The following is a 14,894-nucleotide window of genomic DNA, read 5'->3' on the forward strand; positions in this document are numbered from 1 at the left end:
ATGACCGACAATCCCCGGGGCGGACCCGACTTCGCCGACCTGACCCTCGACGAGCTCGCGCTCGCGCTCGCACCCGACATCGCCGCCTCGGCGGTGTTCGACGGGTGGGGCGACACCGCGCTCGAAGCGGCGGCGGAAATGGCCGGGGTCGATCACGACGTCGCGAAACTCGCCTTTTCGGCCGACAGCGCAAACGGGCGGGCGATGCAGATGATCGAGGCGTGGATCCGCTCGGTCGACAGGGCGATGGAGGCCGAATGGCCCGCCGAACGGCTCGCCGGACTCAAGATCCGCGAGCGCATCCGCGCGCTCGTCGCCTTCCGGCTGGAAGCGGTGGCCGACATCGACGAGGCGGTGCGCCGCGCGCTCGCCGTCATGGCGATGCCGCAGAACGCCCCGCGCGCGTTCAGGCTCGGGTGGGAATCGGCCGACCTCATGTGGCGGCTCGCCGGCGATACGGCGACCGATTACAACCACTACACCAAGCGCGCGATCCTCGCCGGGCTCTATTCGGCGACGCTCGCCGTCTTCGTCAACGACGAGAGCGAGGGCAAGGCGGACACCTACGCCTTCCTCGACCGCCGGATCGAAGGGGTGATGAAGTTCGAGAAGTTCAAGGCGCAGCTCACCGGCGGCGACCGCGAGCTGCCGAGCCTGACGCGCTTCCTCGGCCGACTGCGCTATCCCTCGCGGTAGGAACCGCCATATCGGAAGTGGAAAACGGGCCGGCGTTCTCGCGTTGGCGGCGGCGGTGCCTTATGACGATAGCGAGAATCGCGGCCCCTCGCGCCGCGTCGATGAATGGACGGGAAGGATAGTTCGATGGCGGGTTCGCTCAACAAGGTCATGCTGATCGGCAATCTGGGGGCGGACCCCGAGGTGCGGACTTTCCAGAACGGCGGGAAGGTCTGCAACCTGCGTGTCGCGACGAGCGAGACGTGGAAGGACCGGAACACGGGCGAGCGGCAGGAGCGGACCGAATGGCATTCGGTCGCGATCTTCAACGAAGGGCTCGCGGGGGTCGCGGAACGCTATCTGAAGAAGGGCAGCAAGGTCTATCTCGAAGGCCAGCTCCAGACCCGCAAGTGGCAGGACCAGAACGGCAATGACCGCTATTCGACCGAAGTGGTGCTGCGCGGGCCGAATTCCGTGATGACCATGCTCGATGGCGCTCCCGGCGGCGGCGGGGGCGGTGGCGGCCGCTCGGGCGGCAGCTTCGGCGGCGGCGGCGGCGCGGGCTACGGCGATCGCGGCGCGGGCGGCCAGCCTGCCGGCGCCGGTGGCGGCTGGAACCAGGGCGGCGGCTCCGGATCGGGCAGCGGCGGTTCGGGCGGCGGCTACGACGATCTCGACGACGACATTCCGTTCTGAGGCCGGGCTTCGGCCCCCCCGGGGGCGGGTTTTCCGGAACGCGGATCGCGCGGGGCGATTGATGCCGTGACCTCATGGCATCCGACAGCAACGCCTCCGCTTCCCCGCTCACGATCGGCCAGCTCATCGCGGGCATGGGCCTGTTCGGCAGCGCGACGCCGCTCTCCAAGATCATCGGCGAGCACTATCCCGTCTTCACGGCGAGTTGCCTGCGGATGGTCATCGCGAGCATCGTGCTCGCGCCTTTCGTCCTCGCGCTGACCAGCCGCTATCGCGACACGGCGCGGTCCGACTGGGGGGTGATCGCGGCGATCGCGGCGTTCGGAATGGTCGGCTTCACCGCGACCATGCTGTTCGGGATGCGTCTGACGACCGGGGTGATCGGATCGACCATCATGAGCGCCTCGCCCGCGATCACCGCCGCGGCGGCGGTCGTGTTCTTCGGAGCGGCGATGAACTGGAGGAAGGGCGGTGCGCTCGCCCTCGCGGTGGTCGGGGTCGTCGTCGTCAACGTCTTTCGCGGCGGCGGCGGCGGCGGCAGCGGCGGAGCGGGGGACGCGGCGCTCCTCGGCGGCCTGCTAGTGCTCGTCGCTGTGTGCTTCGAGGCCGCCTACACGCTCCTTTCGCGCAAGCTGTCGGACGGGATCACCTCGCTCGAGGCGACGCTCGCCGCCTCGCTGCTCGCCGCGCCGCTCTTCGTCGCGCTGGCCTTCGCCTTCGATCCCGCGCCGTTCGATTTCTCGCGCGGGACCGAGCGTTCGCTCTACGCGCTCCTGTTCTGGGGCGCGGGGACCGGCGGGCTCGCGCCGGTGCTGTGGTACAACGGGGTGAGGAAGGCGCCCGGCGCGCTCACCGCGGGCGCCATGTCGGTGATGCCGCTGACCGCGCTCGGCCTGTCCTACGTGCTTCTGGGCGAAGCCTTTCGCTGGGTCCACCTCGCGGGGTTCGGGTTGGTCTTCGCGGGGCTGGTGCTGATGATCCGCGAGCACGCCGCGGACGCGCAGGACGGCTGAGGGGAATTCCCCGGCCCGGCCTCACTGGCCCGAACCTTCAAGCCCGGCCTCGCCATAGGCCATGACCTGCCGGAACGGTTCCAGCATGTCGCCGCGCTGGCGACTGGCGCCGACGTTGTCGCGGCTCGAATAGAGCGAGACCAGCATCGCCAGATCAATCCGCGTCAGCGAAGGCGAGGCCTTTGTCCTGTCGCCCTCGAACAGGTTGAGGATCGAATCGGCCTTATGCGCGTCCTTGCGATCCGCTTGCACCTGCATCATGCCGCGCATCAGCGCGTAATCGGCAAGCTGGGTGGCCGAGACGCTCTCCAGCGCATCGCGCTCGATCAGGACGAAGCTGCGATAGATGGCCTCGGGCACCTCGATCAGCATGTTGCCGTTGCGCGGCATCGGCAGGAAGGCGGTTGCCGGCATGCCGTCGAGCGCGGTCCCGCCGCCGCCGACAAATGCGGATGTGCCGAGAGAATTGGCAAAGACACTCCGGCCGCGATCCACGACGTGCCACGCATAGGCAGGCCCCGGCCCGCGCATCACGGTGTCGCGCGCATGGTGGGGCATCGCGCCGAACGTGCGCCAGGGGTGGCGCTTGCGCCAGTCCTTGATGGTCGCCGGTCCGTCCTCGACCAGCGCGACGACGAGGTTGTAGCTGCAATCCGCATCCTCTGCGACGGCGATCCCGGAAACCCGCGCGACGGTGCGCATCCGCTCGATCACGAAACCTTTCGAGGGTTCGTCCAGCCCGATCACCGCCGGGCACAGCGGATCGCCCTGCTTGGCGTAGAATTTCGTCGCACCGATGCGTTCGGGGAAGAGCATGGCGTGGATGAAGTCGCGGATCTCGGCATCGGGAATGGGCTTGCCGATGACGAGGATGCCGTCCTCTTCCCCCGGAGCCTTCGCCACAGCCGGGGCAGGGACGGGTCCGCGTGTCCGGATCTCGGGGGCTTGGGGTTCGGATGTCTGGGCCTCGGGTGCCTGGGCTTCGTGTGCCTGGGCAAGCGCTCCCGACGGGCCTGCCGCGAGGATTGCAACCGCTGCCGCCAGTCCGAGAACACCCTTCATGATCCACCTCATCCAGGCATTTGCGCGTGGAACGCAGATTGATGTTCGGCGACTTTATCGCGGCTTGACGGGTTGCAGGGAAGGGCTTTTCGCACCCACTCAATCCCCCTGCACTCAGCCCCCGCGCTTGAGCACGGCGGCAAGCCCGGCGGCGAGCGGCCCGTAGTGCTCGCCTTCGTTGGTGATCCCCGCCTTGCGCCGCGCCGCCTCGGCCCCCGGCCCTTCGGCATAGGGATCGATCGCAAGGCCCAGGGTCTGCGCCACCGCCTCGCCGAGGTCGAAGCTGTCGCCCGCATATTCGATCTCGTCGAGTTCCTCGCGTTCGAGCTCGATCTCGGGCGGCTCGTCCCCGTCCGTGGCCATGGCGCGGGTGGCCGCGGGGACGAACCGCAGTTCGAACGGCTCGCTCAGCGTCACCGGGAAATTCTCGTTCGAGACCGCGCAGATCTGCTGCACCGCCGCGCTCAGCACCCCGCTCGCCCGGATCACGCCGGACTTGTGCGGCCCTTTCTCCTCGAGCACCACTTCGGCCCTCAGCGAATCGATCCCGCCCAGGCCGAAACGCCGCGCTAGCGCGTCGCGCTCGGCTGCGTCGGCCTCGATCACGACCGGGTCCGCCGGGAGCGGGCGGGCCTTGACGAGGCGGGGCATTTCGGACGGGTCGGTCACGCGCGGCCCCTACCAGATCCCGCTCGCCTTGATCAGTTCCTCGTCGCTGAACCGGGCGAGCCGGTCGGACAGGGCGAACAGCTTGTCCGCGACGCATTCGGCCGCGGCCTGCTCGTCCGCGCCTTCGGCGAACTGGACGTTGCGCTGCACCGCCGCGATCATCTTCTCGCGGTCCTTCTGGTTCAAGGCGCTGCGATAGGCGCCGAGCCGCCCGCCCAGCAGGCTCATGAGCTTGCCGACCTTCTTGCCCACGACCACGTCGTTGACGCCGAATTCGCGCAATTGCCCGTCCATGTCCTCGACGAAGAGTTCGGCGAGGAGGGCGCTTTCGGCGCGCATGTCGGACGCCTCGACCCGGACGATCACCGTGCTCAGCACGGCGGTGATGAGGTCGAACCGGCCGCCCACGGTGTCGGCGACCCTGCAATCGGTGTAGAGGCTCTTCTCCCGCGCCAGTTCGATCACGCGGTGCCACAGCGGGCGGATGCGTTCGCGCGGGTCGGCCGCGGTTCCGAAGACCTTGGCGAGGAAGGCGAAGCGGGAAGGTTCTTGCGCGGACATGGAAAGACGGCTTTCGGACAGGCGTTCGTGCTGCCGCAGTGGCAGCCGTTCAGTGCGGATTCAACCGCGCTTTCGCAAACCGGTTCCGCGTGCGGCCACCGCGGGCGCGAGGCTGCGACATTGCCAGCCGCTCTCATGGGGCCTAAAGCGCTCCGCACATCGACAAGGCGCGCCCGGCGCGCGCGGTCAACAGACGGGAATCGGAAGTCTTGGACACGGCACGGACCTTTTCGGAGGCTCAAGCAAAGCGGCGCGGTAACGGCATCGGCGGCGGCAGGACCGGGCGGGCGGTGATGCTCGCGCTTGCTGCCGGGGTCATGCTTTCGGGCTGCTCCTCGATCATGGAATCGCGCGGCTACATCCGCGATCCGATCCTGACCGGCCTGATCCAGCCGGGCATCGACGACCGCCGCTCGGTCGAGGGGACGCTCGGCCGGCCGACCTTCACCAGCGCGTATGGCGACCCGACCTGGTATTACGTTTCCAGCACGACGGGCCGCAAACCCTTCGTGCGGCCGCGCATCCGCCGGCACAGCGTGCTCGCGGTGCGTTTCGACGAGACGGGCAATGTCGCCAAGGTCGATCGTTCGGGGATCGACGAGGTGGTCTATCTCCGCCCCGATGGCGACAAGACCCCGACGTTAGGACGCGAGCGCGGCTTCCTCGAGGACCTGTTCGGCAATATCGGCCGGGTCGGCGGCGCGGGCATGCCGGGCGCGGGTCCGGGCGGCCCCGGCGGGCCGTAGCCGCGCGCCTTCGGCTTGACCGCCCTGTGCGAGCGCCCATATCGCGCGGCATGAACAATGCGAGCGAGAGCCACGGCCTGATCCAGTGGCACGGCACCACCATCATCGGCGTCAGGCGCGGCGACAGGACCGTGATCGCGGGCGACGGGCAGGTTTCGATGGGCAACACCGTGATGAAGCCCAATGCCCGCAAGGTCCGCCGGATCGGGCAGGACGACAGGGTCGTTGCCGGGTTCGCCGGGGCGACCGCCGATGCCTTCACCCTCTTCGAACGGCTCGAAAAGAAGCTCGAGCAGTACAGCGGCCAGCTGATGCGCGCCGCGGTCGAACTCGCCAAGGACTGGCGCACCGACAAGTACCTGCGCAATCTCGAGGCGCTGATGATCGTCGCCGACAAGGACGCCCTGCTGGTGCTGACCGGCAATGGCGACGTCCTTGAACCGGAAGGCGGGATCGCGGCGATCGGATCGGGCGGCAATTACGCGCTCGCCGCCGCCCGCGCGCTCTCCGATTACGAGGACGATGCCGAAACGATCGCGCGCAAGGCGATGGCGGTGGCCGCCGACATCTGCGTCTTCACCAACGGCAACCTGACCGTCGAAACCGTCTGACCGGCCCGCGCGTCTCGGACGGAAGCGAGATGCGCCCGCGCCGATGGTTCCCGACCTGGCCCGAACCGAACGGACAAAGCTGAAAAGGCTGACATGGACAATCTCACCCCCAAGGCGATCGTCGCCGCATTGGACGACCACATTATCGGCCAGAAGGAAGCCAAGCGCGCGGTCGCCGTCGCGCTGCGCAATCGCTGGCGGCGCCAGCGGCTCGGCCCCGATCTGCGCGACGAGGTGACGCCCAAGAACATCCTGATGATCGGCCCCACCGGCTGCGGCAAGACCGAGATCAGCCGGCGGCTGGCCAAGCTCGCCGAGGCGCCCTTCGTCAAGGTCGAGGCGACCAAGTTCACCGAGGTCGGCTATGTCGGGCGCGACGTCGAACAGATCGCGCGCGACCTTGTCGAGGAGGCGATCCGGCTGGAGAAGGAACGTCGCCGCGAAAGCGTGCGCGAGGCGGCGAGCGAGGCGGCAATGGAGCGCCTGCTCAACGCGCTGGTCGGGGACAATGCTTCCGAGGCCACTCGCCAGAGCTTCCGCGAGCGCATCGTGCAGAACGCGATGAACGAGGTCGAGGTCGAGATCGAGGTCGCCGAAAGCCCCTCCATGCCCTTCGACATGGGCAACATGGGCGGATCGATGCAGATGATCGACCTCTCCGACATGATGGGCAAGGCGTTCGGCAAGCGACCGACGAAGAGGCGCAAGCTGCGCGTGCCCGAGGCATGGGACAAGCTGGTCGACGAAGAAGCGGACAAGCGGCTCGACGACGACGACGTGGCGCGCGTCGCGCTGGAGAACGCGCAGACCAACGGGATCGTCTTCCTCGACGAGATCGACAAGATCGCGGTTTCCGACGTGCGCGGCGGCTCTGTCTCGCGCGAAGGCGTCCAGCGCGACCTGCTCCCGCTGATCGAGGGCACGACCGTCTCGACCAAGCACGGGCCGATGAAGACCGACCACGTGCTGTTCATCGCGAGCGGCGCGTTCCATGTCGCCAAGCCTTCGGACATGCTCCCCGAACTGCAGGGCCGCCTGCCGATCAGGGTCAACCTGCGCGCGCTGACCGAGGAGGATTTCGTGGCGATCCTGTCGGAGACCCGCGCGAACCTCGTCCAGCAGTACCGCGCGCTGATCGGGACCGAGAACGTGACGCTCGACTTCACCGATGATGCGATCCGCGAAGTCGCCCGGATCGCCGCGCAGGTGAACGAAAGCGTCGAGAACATCGGCGCGCGGCGGCTCCAGACAGTGATGGAAAAGCTGCTCGAGGAGATCAGCTTCGAGGCGGAGGATCACGTCGGCGAGACGATCACGGTCGATGCGGCCTACGTGAAGGAGCGCCTGTCCGACCTCGCCGGCAATTCCGACCTGTCGAAATACATCCTGTGAGCGCCGGCGCGCCCGTCGGCGATCTCGCGCAGATGCTGGCAGGCATGGCGCCGGTGCTGCACGAGCAGGCGTTCGCCTTCGCGCTGCTGGACGAGGGCGACGCGCTGCCGGCGGAGGCCTTCGCGCTCGTCCGCGAGGAGGAGGGCACGACCGCAATCCTGCCCGCGGACACCGCCGGGCCGCACTTCGCCCGCATCACCCTTTCGCTCCACTCCGCCCTCGAAGGCGTGGGATTGACCGCCGCGGTTTCCTCCCTGCTTGCGGAGAAGGGGATCGCCTGCAACGTGGTCGCGGGCTTTCACCACGATCACCTGTTCGTGCCATGGGAAAGGCGGGTGGAAGCGCTCGGCCTGCTGGAGGGGCTCGCCGCGAGCGTCCTGGCCGCGCGCGACGCGGAATGAAGCCGGGCGCGGCGTGCCGCGATGCCTATTCCGCCGCCTCTGCCCGCTCGGTCCTTTCGGCGGCCTGCTGCGTCCACATCTCGGCATAGAGGCCCCCGCGCGCGAGGAGCGAGACGTGGTCGCCCTCTTCGGCAAGCTCGCCCTGGTCGAGCACGAGGATGCGGTCGGCATCGGCGATGGTCGACAGCCGGTGCGCGATGGCGATGGTGGTTCGTCCGCGCTCGATCCGGCGGAGCGTGTCGAGGATCTCCTGCTCGGTGCGGGTGTCCAATGCGCTCGTCGCCTCGTCGAGCAGCAGGATCGGCGGGTTCTTGACCAGGGTCCGGGCGATCGCGACGCGCTGTTTCTCCCCGCCCGAAAGCTTCAACCCGCGTTCGCCCACCATCGTCTCGAGCCCGTCGGGCAGGCGTTCGATCAGCCCCGTGAGCGCGGCGCCGCGGGCGGCTTCGCGCACGGCCGCCTCGTCCGCGCCTTCGGCGCCATAGGCGATGTTGTAGCCGAGCGTGTCGTTGAACAGCACGCTGTCCTGAGGGACGATCCCGATTGCGGCGCGCACGCTCGCCTGCTGCACGCGCGCGATGTCCTGCCCGTCGATCAGGATGCGGCCTTCGCCGGGATCGTAGAAGCGGAACAGCAGCCGCCCGATCGTGCTCTTGCCCGCGCCCGACGGGCCGACGATCGCGGTCGTGGTCCCTGTGCGCACCTCGAATGACAGGTTCCTGAGGATGGTGCGCCCCGGATCATAGCCGAAGGTCACGTTCTCGAACCGGATCGAAGGCTCGCGCACCACCAGCGCGGGGGCGCCGGGCACGTCCTTCACCTCGATCTCGGTATCCATCAGCCGGAACATCTGCCCCATGTCGACGAGCCCCTGCCGGATCGTGCGGTAGACCCAGCCGAGAAGGTCGAGCGGACGGAAGAGCTGCATCAGGTACATATTGACTGCGGTGAGGTCGCCGACGCTGAGCGCCCCCTGGCTCCAGCGCCAGACGACGAAGGCAAGCGCGCCCGCCATCAGCGCATTGGTGATGAAGGCCTGGACGATATTGAGCATTCCGAGAGAGTTCTCGGTCTTCTCCGCCGCTTTGGCATAGGCGCGCGCGGAGCGGGCATAGCGCGCCTCCTCTCTGTCCTCGGCGCCGAAATACTTCACGGTCTCGTAATTGAGCAGCGAATCCACCGCGCGATGCAGCGCTTCCCCGTCGAGATCGTTCATCTCGCGCCGCAGCTTGGTGCGCCATTCGGTGATCCAGCGGGTCACCGCGACATAGGCGACGACCGTCACGGCGGTCGCCAGCACCAGTTCCCAGCCGAACATCGTCCAGAAGATTACCGCCACCGCGACCAGCTCGATCGCCGTCGGAGCGATGTTGAACAGCAGGAAATAGAGCATCATGTCGATGCTCTTGGTCCCGCGCTCGATCACCTTGGTCACCTCTCCCGTGCGCCGGCCGAGGTGGAAGCGGAGCGAAAGCCGGTGGAGCCGGTGGAACACGTCCTCGGCCAGCGTCTGGGTGGCGGTCTGGCCCACCCGTTCGAACACCATCTTGCGAAGGTTGTCGAACAGGACCGAGGCGAACCGCCCGAGCCCGTAGGCGAGCACCAGCGCCAGCGCGACGAAGCCAGCGCCTTCCATCCCGAGCGTTCCCTGCGCCTCGCTCAGCGCATCGACCGCGTTCGAAAAGGCGAGCGGCAGGGCGAGCACCACTGCCTTCGCCGCCAGCACGAAAACCATCGCGCCGACGATCCGCCAGCGCAGGTCGGGGCGGTCCTTCGGCCAGAGATAGGGGATGAAGCGCCGCAGGAGGTGCCAGCCGTCGATCTCGCGCGGGTCGGAGGGTGAGGGACGGTCGGGCGGCATGTGCAGGCGAATGTGGGCGCGTCCGCCGCGCGCCGCAACCCCGCACGGCGCGCGAGCCGCCCGCTAGCCTCTCTTATTCACGGCGATGCGGTTGGGCGCCTCTCGGCGCGAGCTTGACGCCACTGCTGCGTGCGGCGGCGTAGAGCGGGCGTGCGGCACCGCTGGCGTCTGTTTCACCGCGCTGTGATCGATGGGCTTTTCTGGTTGAAGGACTTGGCTCGGGGTTTCTGCGGCACTGCCGCGCCCGCTACGTCGGCGCAGGCTTGAGCGCGAGAACGATGGCACGCATCAGATCGGCATCGGGGCACGCAGAGGCGAACGCTACGCGGATTCGGGTGGCGCTTTCCATGACGCGGGCAGCAACCTTGAGCAGCCGCAGGCGCAGGGTCGTAAACTCGGCTTTTGCCAGAGCGGTGGTCTTTGGGATCGCCTGCTGAACGCGCCACAGCAGCCAGTAGGCAGCGGTGTGCAGGATCAGGCGCATCTGGTTGGCGTTCGCCGACCGGCACGAGGTGCGGTCACTGGCCAGCTGGGTCTTGTGCAGCTTGATCAAGTTCTCGGCCTGCCCGCGCGCACAGTAGAGCGTGTCATAGATGTATTCAGCCGAGCCTTGGGTTAGCGATGTGACGACATAGCGGATATCCATGCCCAGCGTGCTGGCCTCGATCCTGGCGACGACGCGGCGCTGGCGGTTCCAGCTCTTCGCGCCGTAGCGGGTCTCGGCATAGCTGCGCAGGACCGGGAGTTGGCACTCGGCGCGGCGGACCGCGCAGGCATCGGCGGCAGTGACGATAACCGGATCAGCGCGCAGCGCGGCGTTGGTCGGCAGACCGAACACGTAATCGACATGGGCCGCCTCGCAGAAGGCCATGACCTCGGGCCGTCCATAATGCCCGTCACCGCGGATGGTGATGTGGGTATCGGGCCAGTGGCGGCGAAGATGGCGCACCAGACGCCGGATATGCCCTGCCGCCTCCTTGCCCGAAGGCGTCTTGCCCGTGCGCAGCAGCATCGCCACCGGCCGGCCCGTTGCCGTGTCGTAGACATGGATCGGCAGGAAGCAGCGCTCCCCATGATGTCCGTTCCAGAAGGAGAGTTGCTGATAGCCGTGCACGACGTCGCAGGTGTCATCGATATCCAGCGTCACCGCCGCCGGCGGAGTGGGGTAGCTGGCGCAGTAGATGTCGATCATGATCCCCAGCATCTTTGCCAGCTCGCGCGTGCTCGGCGCATTCTCCCAGCGGCTCATCGTCGGTTGGCTGGCCAACCCCGCACCCGATCCCGGCAGCTTGCCCAGCGCCAGGCGGAAGCCCGGATCATCGCGCAGAGCGTCGAGATCATCGGCATCCTCATAGCCGCAGGCGATCGCGAACATCCGCGCGCGCAGGATATCTTCAAGCCGATGAACCACCCGAGCAGGATCGCGCGGATCGGCAATACACGCCGCAAGCCGCTGGCAGAGCCCCATCATGCGCTCGGCCTGAGCCAGCACCAGGACCCCGCCATCCGAGGTCAGCCTGCCGCCGTCAAACGCAGCTGTGACCTTCTTGCCGCGCACTGCTGGAAACGAAAATACGGACGCGCTATCATCGCATCCGGCGGGTGTGGTCTGTGGCATATTTTGCCCCGTTGCAGGTCTGGCTTAAGCAACCACATTCCTACAACAATGCAAATGCTTACGCCACTCCCGCCAACCCGTCAGACCACTGCCGGTGAATAATCCGGGCTAGTGGTTGACCCCGTAGGTCGTCCCGCGCCGCGCCCGCCGCAGCGCCCGGGCCACGTCGCGCGGAAGGTCGAACAGCACCCGCTGGCGCGCAAAATCGATCGCCACCCGGTCGAATATCTTGAGATGCTGCATCCCGAGCGAGATCACCGGCTCGTCCTTCAGCCCGAGCGCGGCGAAGGCCGGCGCATCGGCGAAGGTCAGCGGGACTCCCTTCAGCGACAGTCCCTCGATGGTGAGGTCGGACACCACCGCCAGTTCGCCGATGATGTCGACGCCGTTGACGTCGGTCGCGGTGACATCTTCCGAAAGCTTCGCCCGCAGCCGGTCGCGCAGGGCGTTGTTGGCGAGGCTCATCTGCGCACCGGTGTCGATGATGACGGTCGCACGCACGCCCTCGACCATGGCATCGGTGAGCAGCAGCTGGCCGAGCCGGGGGCGCGCGCGCACGATGATCTCGAATCCCCCGCTCGAGCCGCGCTCCTCGCGCGTGTTCTCGAGCGCGATGGTCTCTTCGCGGAAATCGATCAGGACGCGGAAATCCTGCAGACTGTCGAGCCCGATGATCCCGTCGGCCCCGACATGCGCGCGCGCCAGCAGCGGTGCGGTGAGCCCGGTGACGGTGTGGCTGCCGACGGTGAGCGCGCCGACTTCGACAAGGTCGACCGCGCGGCGGCTCGCCATGCCGACGAGGATCGCGCTCCCCTGCGGGGGAAGGGCAAGGCCGATGTTGATCTCGTGGGTGAGCGCGGTCGCTTCGCTGCCGGTGTCGATCATGAAATCGAACGGGCCTGCCCCGTCGATCCGCACCGGCACGGTGAACCGGGCGAAGCGCTCCTCTTCCAATGCCAGCACTTCGGTCCCGGGTCCGGCGAGGTCGGGGCCGATCGGTCCCTGCTCGAACGGCGGCGGGGGCGGCAGGAGGCCCGGGCCGGTGGTCGATGTTCCCGCCGCCATCGCGGGGAAAGCGAGGCCGAGCGCCGCGGCAAGGCCCAGCGCTCCTGCAAGTCGTTGTCTCATTCCTGTCCCATTCCCGGCGCTGTCGGGGGTCGAGCCCCGACGGCCGTTGGAGAAAAGTCTAGCACGATCCGCCGCTTCGCCCAAATCGCAGCGCGGGTGGCGCGGGCGAGATTGGCATTGCGCGTGCTCCTGCTAAAGCATTGGCGATGCCCGATGCGAAGCCCGCCCGCCGGATCCAGGTCACCGTGCTCGCCCACAACGAGGAAGCGCGCATCGCCGCCTGCCTGGCGAGCCTGCCGGTGGACGAAGACGGGGTGACGGTGACCGTCGTGGTCAACGGATCGAGCGACCGCACCGCCGAAATCGTGCGCGCGCATGAAGGTGTCGATCTCGTCCTTTACGAAGCGGGCGGAAAGGCGCGCAGCTGGAACCGCTTCGTGCTGGACGAGGCGCCGCCGGCCGACGTGTTCGTCTTCGTCGACGGGGATGCTGCGCTCGAGCCGGGCAGCGTCGATGCGCTCGCCCGGGGGCTTGCGGAAAACCCGCGGGCGAACGCGGTTTCCGGCCTGCCGATGAACGGCCGCCGCGTGGTCGCATACCGCCGCTCGATCGCGGCCGACAGCGGGCTGTTCGGCGATTGCTACGCGCTGTCGGGCGACTTCGTCGAGCGGATGCGGGCCGCCGGCATCCGCCTGCCGGAGGACATCATCGGCGAGGACGGGCTCGTTCGCGCGCTGGCCTGCACGGACCTCGGGCCGGAGAGCGAATGGGACAATGCCCGCGTCGTGCCGGTCGCCGCGGCGGGTTTCTGGTGCGAGCCCAACGCCTTCGACCGGCGCGGACTCGCGTTGCAGTCGGCGCGCATGGTCAATTACTCGGTGCGCCACTTCCAGAACCGGATCGTCAGCGAGATCATGCGCGGCCCCGGACCCCGCGCCCTCCCGCGCGAGCTCGCTGCGCTCTATTCCCGCTACCTCCCGCGCTTCCGCCCGCGGCTCAACCCGCTATGGTTTGCCTTCGATCGGCGGGCGCTGGCGCGGATGCGGCGGCGGATGGAGGAACGGCATCGGGCGCCGGGTCGGGCTGAACCGGACCCTCTTCGCGCGCGGCCCTGAGCATCGCCCAGCTGTCGCGCACGACCTGCGGCCAGACCAGCACCAGGGTTGCGAGATAGACCGCGCCGCCGACCGGCACGAGCACCGCGAGCCGCCACCAGGCCGCCAGTTCCGGCAGCGCCGCGCCCGCTCCCGCCACGCCGAGCGCCATCGCCGCGCTCGCCGCGACCGGCGGCAGCAGCGCGCGGGCGAGGTCGAGCGGGGCGAGACCGACCGCCGGAAGCGTCAGGGCGAGCGTCGCGCCGAGCAGGGCGGGCGCGGCAACCCACCACGCCCAGGTCAGCCCCTCCGGCCCGAACTGCACGCCGACGAGGAAGCATCCCGCGAACAGCGCCGCGCCGAGGATCGAGGTCGCAAGATAGATGCGCGGCCGCCCCATCGCGTTCGTCGCCGGGCTGCACACGATGTGGAGCGAAAAGAGCGGCATGACGATCGCGAGGTTCTGCAGCAGCGGCGCCATGCCCAGCCACTTCTCGCCGAAAACGGTCGCCACCGTTTCTTGCGCGGTCAGGGCAAGGCCGACGTAAAGCGGGAAGACCACCAGCGCGACCGTGCGCTGCACGCGCAGGAAATAGGGGCCGAGCCCCTTTCCCGCCTGGTGCAGTTCGGCATAGGCGGGAAAGGCGACTTCGTTGATCGGCGGCAGGAACCGGCCCGACACGATCAGCGCGACGAACAGCGCCTCGGAATAGAGCCCGAGCTGGTAGGTGCCGAAGCTGCGCCCCGCGATGAACACGTCGCTCTGGCTCTGGATGATCCAGAAGAACTGGCACAGCGTCAGCGCTCCGCCAAAGGTGATGATCGCACGCGCGCCGCGGAAATCGAAGCTCGGGATGGTGTAGACCGGCGCCGCGATGCTGAGCGCGAGCGCGCGCGCGGCGAAGGCGAGGATCGGGGCATAGACCAGCGCCCACACGCCTTGGCCCATCCATGCGAGGAGGAGCGCGACGCTCGCCGCGGTGACCGCACCCGCCATGTTCGCGAGCGCCTGGGGCCGGAACCTGAGCCGGCGCGAGAGTATGGCCTCGGGCAGGGCGATGAAGGGGACGACGAGGAACAGCGCGACCTGGACCCGCAGTATCTCGGCGACCTGCGGCTCGCGGAAATGGGACGCGGCGAAGGGGGCGAGGAGAAGCAGCGCGGCGGCAAGGCCGCAATTGAGCAGGAGCAGCAGGCCGAAGACCTGCGCGATGTCGCGGCGCCCGACCTCGGCGGCGGGGATTAGCGAGGTCGCGAAGCCATAGCCGTTCATGAACGCGAGGGCGGTCACGAGGACCTGGCTCATTGCGAAGAGGCCGTAGTCCGACGGATCTAGCAGGCGCACGACGAGGATGGTCGAGCTCCAGGTGATCACCTGCGCGGCGACCTGACCGCCATAGCGCCATGCAACCGCCGACCTGACGCGC

15 protein-coding genes (1 of these 15 only partly in view) are annotated in these 14,894 nt (G+C 68.3%); 8 read left to right on the forward strand and 7 right to left on the reverse strand.

Features of this window, described 5'->3' with window-relative positions:
• The 3 genes from BLU08_RS13625 to BLU08_RS13635 all read left to right on the forward strand — a co-directional run bounded on the left by BLU08_RS13625 (position 1) and on the right by BLU08_RS13635 (position 2,384).
• Positions 1–696: a COQ9 family protein gene (locus BLU08_RS13625; protein ID WP_090201437.1), complete on the forward strand. Its 696-nt coding sequence runs from the start codon at positions 1–3 to the stop codon at positions 694–696.
• Between the two features lie 126 nt (positions 697–822).
• Positions 823–1,371 carry a single-stranded DNA-binding protein gene (gene ssb / locus BLU08_RS13630; protein WP_090200313.1) on the forward strand — a complete coding sequence of 183 codons (549 nt, stop codon included), beginning with the start codon at positions 823–825 and terminating at the stop codon, positions 1,369–1,371.
• A 74-nt stretch (positions 1,372–1,445) separates the two neighbouring features.
• Positions 1,446–2,384 (forward strand): DMT family transporter, encoded by a 939-nt coding sequence (locus tag BLU08_RS13635; RefSeq protein WP_090200316.1) that lies wholly within the window; start codon positions 1,446–1,448, stop codon positions 2,382–2,384.
• Positions 2,385–2,405: 21 nt separating this feature from the next.
• On the opposite strand, the gene BLU08_RS13640 is transcribed toward BLU08_RS13635, so the two are convergent.
• From BLU08_RS13640 to BLU08_RS13650, 3 genes are all read right to left on the reverse strand, one after another.
• A complete protein-coding gene (locus BLU08_RS13640; RefSeq protein ID WP_090200319.1) occupies positions 2,406–3,287 on the reverse strand; it encodes a hypothetical protein in 882 nt (293 codons plus the stop codon).
• Between the two features lie 273 nt (positions 3,288–3,560).
• On the reverse strand, positions 3,561–4,115 hold the full coding sequence (locus tag BLU08_RS13645; RefSeq protein ID WP_233995996.1) for a DUF177 domain-containing protein: 555 nt from the start codon (positions 4,113–4,115) through the stop codon (positions 3,561–3,563).
• A 9-nt stretch (positions 4,116–4,124) separates the two neighbouring features.
• The gene (locus BLU08_RS13650) at positions 4,125–4,676 is read right to left on the reverse strand and encodes a ubiquinol-cytochrome C chaperone family protein (protein ID WP_090200321.1); all 552 of its coding nucleotides are present in this window, start codon (positions 4,674–4,676) and stop codon (positions 4,125–4,127) included.
• Between the two features lie 293 nt (positions 4,677–4,969).
• Between BLU08_RS13650 and BLU08_RS13655 the strand changes: the two genes are divergently transcribed.
• From BLU08_RS13655 to BLU08_RS13670, 4 genes are all read left to right on the forward strand, one after another.
• The gene (locus tag BLU08_RS13655; RefSeq protein WP_090200323.1) at positions 4,970–5,422 is read left to right on the forward strand and encodes an outer membrane protein assembly factor BamE; all 453 of its coding nucleotides are present in this window, start codon (positions 4,970–4,972) and stop codon (positions 5,420–5,422) included.
• Between the two features lie 50 nt (positions 5,423–5,472).
• Positions 5,473–6,033: an ATP-dependent protease subunit HslV gene (gene hslV, locus BLU08_RS13660; RefSeq protein WP_090200326.1), complete on the forward strand. Its 561-nt coding sequence runs from the start codon at positions 5,473–5,475 to the stop codon at positions 6,031–6,033.
• A gap of 93 nt (positions 6,034–6,126) precedes the next feature.
• Positions 6,127–7,425, forward strand: a complete 1,299-nt coding sequence (hslU, locus tag BLU08_RS13665) for an ATP-dependent protease ATPase subunit HslU (RefSeq protein WP_090200328.1) — start codon at positions 6,127–6,129, stop codon at positions 7,423–7,425.
• Positions 7,422–7,826 (forward strand): ACT domain-containing protein, encoded by a 405-nt coding sequence (locus BLU08_RS13670; RefSeq protein WP_233995997.1) that lies wholly within the window; start codon positions 7,422–7,424, stop codon positions 7,824–7,826. Before hslU ends, BLU08_RS13670 begins: the two co-directional genes overlap by 4 nt.
• A 25-nt stretch (positions 7,827–7,851) precedes the next feature.
• On the opposite strand, the gene BLU08_RS13675 is transcribed toward BLU08_RS13670, so the two are convergent.
• From BLU08_RS13675 to BLU08_RS13685, 3 genes are all read right to left on the reverse strand, one after another.
• Entirely contained in the window at positions 7,852–9,687 is a 1,836-nt protein-coding gene (locus BLU08_RS13675) for an ABC transporter ATP-binding protein/permease (RefSeq protein WP_090200330.1), read from the reverse strand.
• Between the two features lie 247 nt (positions 9,688–9,934).
• Positions 9,935–11,305: an IS1380 family transposase gene (locus tag BLU08_RS13680; RefSeq protein ID WP_090193770.1), complete on the reverse strand. Its 1,371-nt coding sequence runs from the start codon at positions 11,303–11,305 to the stop codon at positions 9,935–9,937.
• Between the two features lie 108 nt (positions 11,306–11,413).
• Positions 11,414–12,433, reverse strand: a complete 1,020-nt coding sequence (locus BLU08_RS13685; RefSeq protein ID WP_233995998.1) for a retroviral-like aspartic protease family protein — start codon at positions 12,431–12,433, stop codon at positions 11,414–11,416.
• A gap of 146 nt (positions 12,434–12,579) precedes the next feature.
• On the opposite strand from BLU08_RS13685, the gene BLU08_RS13690 reads away from it, so the two are divergent.
• The gene (locus BLU08_RS13690) at positions 12,580–13,488 is read left to right on the forward strand and encodes a glycosyltransferase family A protein (protein WP_090201447.1); all 909 of its coding nucleotides are present in this window, start codon (positions 12,580–12,582) and stop codon (positions 13,486–13,488) included.
• On the opposite strand, the gene BLU08_RS13695 is transcribed toward BLU08_RS13690, so the two are convergent.
• A protein-coding gene (locus BLU08_RS13695) for a lipopolysaccharide biosynthesis protein (RefSeq protein WP_090200332.1) crosses the window boundary here: on the reverse strand, positions 13,370–14,894 show its 3' portion. The gene runs 98 nt beyond the window's last position; the window shows 1,525 of its 1,623 coding nt (coding positions 99–1,623); the start codon falls outside the window, past its right edge; its stop codon occupies positions 13,370–13,372. The genes BLU08_RS13690 and BLU08_RS13695 overlap by 119 nt on opposite strands.

Origin of the sequence: Erythrobacter sp. HL-111 (genome assembly GCF_900105095.1) — a bacterium.
Taxonomy (GTDB): domain Bacteria; phylum Pseudomonadota; class Alphaproteobacteria; order Sphingomonadales; family Sphingomonadaceae; genus Erythrobacter.

Bases quoted from the DNA above. Each gene is read 5' to 3' on its own strand.
- BLU08_RS13680 (WP_090193770.1), bottom strand. From the start codon at position 11,305: ATGCCACAGACCACACCCGCCGGATGCGATGATAGCGCGTCCGTATTT.
- hslV (WP_090200326.1), top strand. From the start codon at position 5,473: ATGAACAATGCGAGCGAGAGCCACGGCCTGATCCAGTGGCACGGCACC.
- BLU08_RS13690 (WP_090201447.1), top strand. From the start codon at position 12,580: ATGCCCGATGCGAAGCCCGCCCGCCGGATCCAGGTCACCGTGCTCGCC.
- BLU08_RS13625 (WP_090201437.1), top strand. From the start codon at position 1: ATGACCGACAATCCCCGGGGCGGACCCGACTTCGCCGACCTGACCCTC.
- BLU08_RS13635 (WP_090200316.1), top strand. From the start codon at position 1,446: ATGGCATCCGACAGCAACGCCTCCGCTTCCCCGCTCACGATCGGCCAG.
- ssb (WP_090200313.1), top strand. From the start codon at position 823: ATGGCGGGTTCGCTCAACAAGGTCATGCTGATCGGCAATCTGGGGGCG.
- BLU08_RS13650 (WP_090200321.1), bottom strand. From the start codon at position 4,676: ATGTCCGCGCAAGAACCTTCCCGCTTCGCCTTCCTCGCCAAGGTCTTC.
- BLU08_RS13685 (WP_233995998.1), bottom strand. From the start codon at position 12,433: ATGAGACAACGACTTGCAGGAGCGCTGGGCCTTGCCGCGGCGCTCGGC.
- hslU (WP_090200328.1), top strand. From the start codon at position 6,127: ATGGACAATCTCACCCCCAAGGCGATCGTCGCCGCATTGGACGACCAC.
- BLU08_RS13675 (WP_090200330.1), bottom strand. From the start codon at position 9,687: ATGCCGCCCGACCGTCCCTCACCCTCCGACCCGCGCGAGATCGACGGC.
- BLU08_RS13655 (WP_090200323.1), top strand. From the start codon at position 4,970: ATGCTCGCGCTTGCTGCCGGGGTCATGCTTTCGGGCTGCTCCTCGATC.